The organism is Ruegeria sp. BF6, assembly GCF_056538665.1.
Window position 1 is genome coordinate 63,569 of sequence record NZ_JBQFTN010000016.1, and the last position, 7,803, is coordinate 71,371.

Below are 7,803 nucleotides of genomic sequence, written 5' to 3' on the forward strand. Positions count from 1 at the left end.
AGGGCTAAATCAAATTTCAAAATGGAGCTGAATCTCGATGTCGGATACACCCAGTCTGCGGCAGGCCGCACTTGAATATCACGCCCATCCAAAGCCCGGGAAGCTGGAAATCAAGGCGACCAAGCCGATGGCGAACGGCCGTGATCTGGCGCGTGCCTATTCACCTGGTGTCGCCGAGGCCAGCCTTGAGATCAAGGCGGATGCAGCCAATGCTGAACTGTATACGGCACGAGGCAATCTTGTGGCCGTCGTTTCGAACGGAACGGCAGTTCTGGGGCTGGGCAATATCGGCGCGCTGGCCTCGAAACCGGTGATGGAGGGCAAGGCGGTTCTGTTCAAGAAGTTCGCTGGCATCGACTGTTTCGATATCGAGGTCGATCAGCCTGATCCGGAAAAGCTTGCCGATATCGTCTGCGCGCTTGAACCGACCTTTGGCGCGATCAACCTGGAAGACATTAAGGCCCCCGATTGCTTTATCGTCGAAAAGCTGTGTCGCGAGCGGATGAACATCCCGGTCTTTCACGATGATCAGCACGGAACTGCCATCGTGGTGGGTGCGGCCGCCAAGAACGCGCTGCATGTGGCCGGAAAGAAGTTTGAGGATATCAAGGTTGTCTCAACCGGTGGCGGCGCGGCGGGGATCGCCTGCCTTAGCATGTTGGTAAAACTGGGCGTCAAGCGCGAGAACATCTGGCTGTGCGACATTCACGGGTTGGTCTACGAGGGCCGCGCCGAGGATATAAACCCGCACAAGGATCAGTTCGCGCAGAAATCCGACCTGAGGACACTGGATGACGTGATTGGTGATGCTGACCTGTTCCTTGGCCTCAGCGGTCCCAATGTGCTCAAACCCGAGATGGTTGGAAAAATGGCCAAGCGCCCGATCATCTTCGCGCTGGCCAACCCGTCGCCTGAAATCCTGCCCGATGCCGCACGAGAGGTCGCCCCGGATGCGATCATCGCCACCGGCCGAAGCGATTTTCCCAATCAGGTCAACAACGTGCTGTGCTTCCCCTTCATATTCCGGGGTGCGCTGGATGTTGGGGCGACCGAAATCAACGACGAGATGCAGATCGCCTGCGTGGATGGCATCGCCGAGATGGCCCGCGCCACCACCAGCGCCGAAGCCGCCGCAGCCTATAAGGGTGAACAACTGACCTTCGGTCCGGACTATCTGATTCCGAAGCCGTTTGACCCGCGTCTTGTCGGTGTCGTTTCTTCATCAGTGGCCAAAGCCGCGATGGACAGCGGCGTTGCCAAGCGCCCGATTGACGATATCGAGGCGTATAAAGAACGCCTGAACCAGACCGTGTTCAAATCCGCCCTGCTGATGCGCCCGGTATTCGAGGCCGCCGCCGCCGCATCGCGCCGGATTGTCTTCGCCGAGGGCGAGGATGAACGTGTCCTGCGTGCCGCACAGGCCATTCTGGAAGAAACCACCGAAACGCCCATTCTGATCGGTCGTCCTGATGTCATCAACGCTCGCTGCGAGCGGCTGGGCCTTACGGTCCGCCCCGGCGAGGATTTCCAGATCGTGAACCCGCAGGACGACCCCCGGTATTATGACTATTGGAACTCGTACCATGAGATCATGCAGCGCCGAGGCGTGACGCCCGATCTAGCCAAGGCGATCATGCGTACGAACAACACCGCGATTGCCGCCATCATGGTGCACCGGGACGAGGCCGACAGTATGATCTGCGGCACATTCGGCGAGTACCGTTGGCATCTGAACTACGTGCAACAGGTTCTGGCCGACGGCGACCTGCGTCCCCATGGCGCGCTGTCATTGATGATCCTGGAAGATGGCCCCCTGTTTATCGCCGACACCCATGTGCGGCAATTGCCAACGCCTGAGGAACTGGCCGAATCCACAATCGGGGCTGCGCGCCACGTGCGCCGTTTCGGGATCGAACCGAAGATCGCGTTCTGCTCGCAATCGCAGTTCGGCAATCAGGCCGAAGGGTCGGGCAAACGTCTGCGCGCTGCGCTGAAGATTCTCGATTCCGATCCGCGCGACTTTACTTATGAAGGTGAGATGAACCTCGATCTGGCGCTGGATCCGGAGCTGCGGTCGCGGATATTCCCGAACTCACGTCTGGAGGGCGCGGCAAATGTTCTGATCTTTGCCCATGCGGATGCGGCCAGCGGTGTACGCAATATCCTGAAGATGAAAGCCGACGGTCTGGAGGTTGGGCCGATCCTGATGGGGATGGGCAACAAGGCACATATCGTGACCCCATCCATCACGGCTCGCGGCTTGCTGAACATGGCTGCCATTGCCGGAACCCCGGTGGCGCATTACGGCTAACGCCCGTAACAGATGCTCGGGTGCCCGCGTCGGCATCCGAGCGCAAGCTGAGCGTCGGTGATTCTTTGCATGTATAGATTTGCAGATTTGCAAAAACTAAAGCTCGTTACGCGCAACTTTGCTATACCAAATTACTTTGCAAAACTTTGCAGGCGATTTTAGTACATTCTGCAAATATTTTGCGATAAAGTGACGCCCCGTCATTCCCCTCGCTTGTGCGCAGCCCCCTGCCCACCTTACACACTGCACAAGGGATTTAAGGAGGAGACCAACGTGGCATATCAGGACGTTTACGAAAGCTGGAAATCCGATCCAGAGGCATTCTGGATGGAGGCCGCAAAAGGAATAGACTGGGTTCAACCTCCGACCAAGGCATTGTTTGACGACAATGCGCCGATGTATGAATGGTTCTGCGACGCCAAGGTCAACACCTGCTGGAACGCAGTGGATCGCCACGTCGAAAACGGCCGAGGAGAGCAGACGGCCATCATCTATGACAGCCCTATAACCCACACCAAGCGCGAGATTTCCTATGTCGAGCTGCGCAACCGTGTCGCCAATCTGGCCGGGGCGCTGCGCGCCAAGGGCGTCGAAAAGGGTGACCGGGTCATCATCTATATGCCGATGATCCCCGAAGCACTTGAGGCGATGCTGGCCTGCGCCCGTCTCGGTGCCGTGCACTCGGTTGTTTTCGGCGGGTTTGCCAGCAACGAACTGGCTGTCCGCATTGACGACGCCAAGCCCAAAGCGATCATCGCCGCCTCGTGCGGGATGGAACCGGGCCGGGTAGTGCACTATAAACCCCTGCTCGACGGCGCCATCGAGATGGCCAGCCACAAGCCCGATTTCTGCGTGATCTTCCAGCGCGAGCAGGAAGTAGCGCAACTGATCGAGGGGCGTGACTATAACTGGCACGGGTTCCAATACGGTGTCGAACCAGCGGAATGTGTACCAGTAGACGGCAATGATCCGGCTTATATCCTGTACACCTCGGGCACCACTGGCGCGCCAAAGGGTGTCGTGCGCCCGACCGCAGGCCATCTGGTGGCGCTGAACTGGACGATGAAGAACATCTATGATGTCGATCCCGGTGATGTATTCTGGGCGGCGTCTGACGTGGGCTGGGTCGTGGGACATTCCTACATTTGCTATGCCCCGCTGATCCACGGCAACACCACCATTGTCTTTGAAGGCAAGCCGGTCGGCACCCCCGACGCGGGCACCTTCTGGCGGGTGATTTCCGAACACAAGGTTAAAAGCTTCTTCACCGCCCCCACCGCTATCCGCGCCGTAAAGCGCGAAGACCCCAAGGGCGAGATGCTGGCAAAATACGACCTGTCCAGCCTGCGTGCCCTGTTCCTGGCAGGTGAACGTGCCGACCCTGATACGATCGAATGGGCGCAGGACGCGCTGAATGTTCCGGTGATCGACCACTGGTGGCAGACCGAAACCGGCTGGGCCATTGCGGGCAACCCGCTTGGGATCGAGGAACTGCCTGTCAAGCTGGGCTCACCGGCCAAGCCGATGCCGGGTTATGACGTGCAGATCCTCGACGAAGGCGGCCATCCGATGAAGCCGGGTGAGCTGGGTGCAATTGCAGTCAAACTGCCGCTGCCTCCGGGCACTCTGCCGACGTTGTGGAACGCAGAAAAGCGGTTCCAAAGCTCGTACCTGAACCACTTCCCCGGTTACTACGAAACCGGCGATGCGGGTATGATTGATGAGGACGGCTACCTTTATATCATGGCGCGCACCGATGACGTGATCAACGTGGCGGGTCACCGCCTGTCCACTGGCGGGATGGAAGAGGTTCTGGCCGCCCACCCCGACGTCGCCGAATGCGCGGTGATCGGCGTGACTGATCAGCTCAAAGGTCAGATGCCGGTTGGCTTCCTGTGCCTGAACGCGGGCTGCGACCGCGACCATGGCGAGGTCGTGCAGGATGTGGTCAAGCTGGTCCGCGAAAAGATCGGCCCGGTGGCAGCTTTCAAGAAGGCCGTCGTGGTGGATCGCCTGCCCAAGACCCGGTCGGGCAAAATCCTGCGCGGTACGATGGTGTCGATTGCGGACAGCCAGGACTACAAGATGCCCGCGACCATCGACGATCCGGCCATTCTGGACGAGATCAGCGTGGCACTGAAATCCATCGGCTACGCCCAGTAAACGCACCGCGGGCGGTCTATGGCCGCCTGCCTTGCGCCTTTCCCTTGCAACCGGGAACAGGGCCCCTACTGTCTGACCAAGACAATGAGGCCGCATGACACATTCCGACATCTGGCGATTGAGCGCCACCGACCTGACCGCCCTCACCCGCAGCGGAGACCTGAGCGCCGAAGACGCGGTGCGCGCATCCATTGACCGGATGCATCAGGTCAACCCGGACCTGAACGCGGTAGTCGAGGACCTGAGTGCCGAGGCGCTGGAGCGTGCGCGCGACCTCGATCAGGCCCGGGCTAACGGAACGGTTCCCGGGCCGCTGCACGGCGTGCCGGTGACGATCAAAATCAACGTCGATCAAAAGGGACATGCAACGTCGAACGGTGTCGTGGCCTTGAAAGACGTGATTGCCCCCGATGACGCTCCGGTCGTACGAAACTTGCAAAACGCCGGGGCGGTGGTGATCGGGCGGACCAATACGCCCGAGTTTTCGTTCCGCGCCGACACTGACAACCCTCTGCACGGGCGCACGCACAATCCGTGGGGGCGGCACATCTCAGCCGGCGGCTCTTCGGGCGGTGCCGGTGCAGCCGTAATGGCCGGGATTGGCGCGCTGGCGCATGGCAATGATATTGGTGGCAGCCTGCGCTTTCCGGCGGCTGCCAACGGTGCAGTCACGGTAAAGCCCGGTCTTGGTCGCGTACCAGCTTGGAATCCGAGCCAACAGGCCGAGCGCGGAATTCTGGCGCAATCCATGTCCGTACAAGGACTAATCACACGCTGCGCCGCCGATCTTCACCTGTCGATGCCCAGCCTGATCGCAGGTGACCCGCGCGATCCGTTCCACGTGCCGATGCCTTGGCGAGGAGAAACGCAGGACGGCCCCATCAAGGTTGCCTTTACCAAGGACACCTTTGGCTATGCCTTGCACTCCGAGGTCGAAAAGGCATTGGACACAGCGCGCGATGCTCTGGTCGATGCGGGTTATCAAGTCGAAGAGATCAGCCCACCCGATGTTTTTGAATGTGGTCGATCCGGATACCGCACGCTGATGGGCGAGGTTCTGACCCTGTTGAAAGGCGACATCGAGTCTGCGGGCTCCGAGACCATTCGAAATATCTTCGACGTATACTTCCAGGAATTCCCGCCCATCATCGGCACCGATCTGGTTCGGATGCTGGCCAATCGCACCCGCTATGCGAGGGAATGGTCGCTGTTCATGCAGGACTACCCTTTGATCCTGTCCCCTTTCCTGCCGCAACCGTTTTTCAAACCCGACCGAGATACCGAAGGTGTCGAAGGCGTACACGAGGTTCTGGGCTGCGCGGTGTATTCCTATGCGATGAATTTTCTGGGCTTGCCCGCCGCCAGCGTTCCCGCGCGGCTGGCCGATCTGCCGCAAGGACCGCAACCGATCAACGTCCAAATCGCCGCCCAACGCTGGCGCGAGGACATGACAGTGGACGCCGCCGCCGCGATCGAGGCCCGCGTGGGTCAGATGTGCCTGCCGCTGTGGGATAAGATGGATGCGACCAAACCGGCCGAACCAACAAAATAGACCCCGGGTTTTTTTGCCCGGGGTCCTCTTGCTTAAATAAACCCGGAGATCGGTCAACGAGCGTAGCACCACCTACCCTCGCCGGCGCGAAAACTGCGCAATCATTCGACAACGCCGCTTGGTGGCCACTCACTCCCACCTAGGCGTGTTCTCCGGGCAAGTTTAGGTTAGCAAAAGATGAATCAAACGCCTGTGAACTGGGTCACATAAGCCGCGAAAAGCACGGGTTCCGAAGAATCAAGTGAACTGTTCCGAGATCAGGCGCTCTTCCAGCCCGTGCCCAGGGTCGAACAGGATGCGGTGCTGGATGGAGGGTTCCGAACGAATCTCGACCCAATCGATATCTGCGAACGAAACCGAATCCGCATCAGCCATGACCGGGCGCTTGTCGGCATCCAGAACGTCAAAGCGAACCTTTGCGATCTTGGGTAAAAGCGCCCCGCGCCACCGGCGGGGGCGGAATGCGGCGATCGCTGTCAAAGCCAGCACGTCGGACCCGATTGGCAGAATCGGCCCGTGCGCCGAATAGTTATAAGCCGTTGATCCGGCGGGCGTGGACAGCAAGGCACCGTCACAGACCAGCTCGGCCATCCGCACCCGCCCATCGACGCTGATTTTCAGCCGCGCAGCCTGAGGACCGGCGCGCAGCAGCGACACCTCGTTGATGGCCAGCGCCTCGTGCAGTTTGCCGGACTGATCCATGGCCTGCATTGCCAGAGGGTTGATGACCTCTTCTTCCGCATCAGCCAGACGCTCCATCAAGTCGGCTTCGTGGAATTCATTCATCAGGAACCCGATGGTACCCCGGTTCATACCATAAACAGGCGTATCAAGATGCTGCATGTTGTGAAGCGTGTGCAACATGAACCCGTCACCGCCCAAGGCGACAACCACATCCGCATCCCGGGGGGCCGCATTGCCATACAGTTTCACAAGGCCGTCCCGCGCGTTTTGCGCCACTTTGGCGTCACTGGCGAGAAAGGCGATTCTCTTTGTCATCTTTTCCGGTTTCCGGTCTTACACATTTGGTTCCGAAACAAACATACCTTTCCCCGATAGGCGAGTCTTGACGCCACAGCGGGCCAAATCGTCGCTTTACAGCTTTTGGATATCCATCGTTTCCGATAGGAAATCCGCAAGATTTACCCCAGCAATCTGGAGCCCCTATGAACGCCAATCTTCGTGATACCGGTTTTTTCACCCAGTCCCTTGCCGACCGTGACCCTGAGCTGTTTGGCTCGATCACATCCGAGCTTGGCCGCCAGCGCGACGAGATCGAGCTGATCGCGTCCGAGAACATCGTCTCTGCCGCCGTGATGGAGGCGCAGGGCTCGGTGATGACCAACAAATACGCCGAAGGCTATCCCGGGCGCCGCTACTATGGCGGTTGCCAGTTCGTCGACATCGCCGAGAACCTGGCCATCGACCGCGCCAAGCAGCTGTTCGGCTGCGAATTCGCCAACGTGCAGCCGAACTCGGGCAGCCAGGCCAACCAGGGCGTGTTCCAGGCGCTGATTCAGCCCGGCGACACCATTCTGGGCATGAGCCTGGATGCCGGCGGTCACCTGACCCACGGCGCCGCGCCCAACCAGTCGGGCAAGTGGTTCAAGGCCGTGCAATACGGCGTGCGTCAGCAGGACAACATGCTGGATTACGATCAGGTCGAGGCGCTGGCGAAGGAACACCAGCCCAAGCTGATCATCGCAGGCGGCTCGGCCATCCCGCGCCAGATCGACTTTGCCCGGATGCGTCAGATCGCGGACATGGTTGGCGCCTA

Annotated in this window: 5 protein-coding genes; 4 read left to right on the forward strand and 1 reads right to left on the reverse strand. The window is 59.7% G+C overall.

Features of this window, described 5'->3' with window-relative positions:
- The first annotated feature begins 37 nt into the window (after positions 1-37).
- The 3 genes from ACR0IM_RS21145 (at position 38) to ACR0IM_RS21155 (ending at position 6,026) form a co-directional block, all read left to right on the forward strand.
- Positions 38-2,311 carry an NADP-dependent malic enzyme gene (locus ACR0IM_RS21145; protein WP_480683151.1) on the forward strand — a complete coding sequence of 758 codons (2,274 nt, stop codon included), beginning with the start codon at positions 38-40 and terminating at the stop codon, positions 2,309-2,311.
- Between the two features lie 273 nt (positions 2,312-2,584).
- Positions 2,585-4,474, forward strand: coding sequence for a propionate-CoA ligase PrpE (gene prpE, locus ACR0IM_RS21150; protein ID WP_480683152.1), 1,890 nt, complete (start codon positions 2,585-2,587; stop codon positions 4,472-4,474).
- Positions 4,475-4,568: 94 nt separating this feature from the next.
- Positions 4,569-6,026: an amidase family protein gene (locus ACR0IM_RS21155; RefSeq protein ID WP_480683153.1), complete on the forward strand. Its 1,458-nt coding sequence runs from the start codon at positions 4,569-4,571 to the stop codon at positions 6,024-6,026.
- Positions 6,027-6,263: 237 nt separating this feature from the next.
- Here ACR0IM_RS21155 and ACR0IM_RS21160 read toward each other — a convergent pair whose 3' ends face one another.
- Positions 6,264-7,025 carry an NAD kinase gene (locus tag ACR0IM_RS21160; RefSeq protein WP_480639913.1) on the reverse strand — a complete coding sequence of 254 codons (762 nt, stop codon included), beginning with the start codon at positions 7,023-7,025 and terminating at the stop codon, positions 6,264-6,266.
- A gap of 167 nt (positions 7,026-7,192) precedes the next feature.
- Here ACR0IM_RS21160 and ACR0IM_RS21165 point away from each other — a divergent pair.
- Positions 7,193-7,803 (forward strand): PLP-dependent aminotransferase family protein (locus tag ACR0IM_RS21165; RefSeq protein WP_480683154.1); only part of this gene is annotated, 611 nt, incomplete at its 3' end.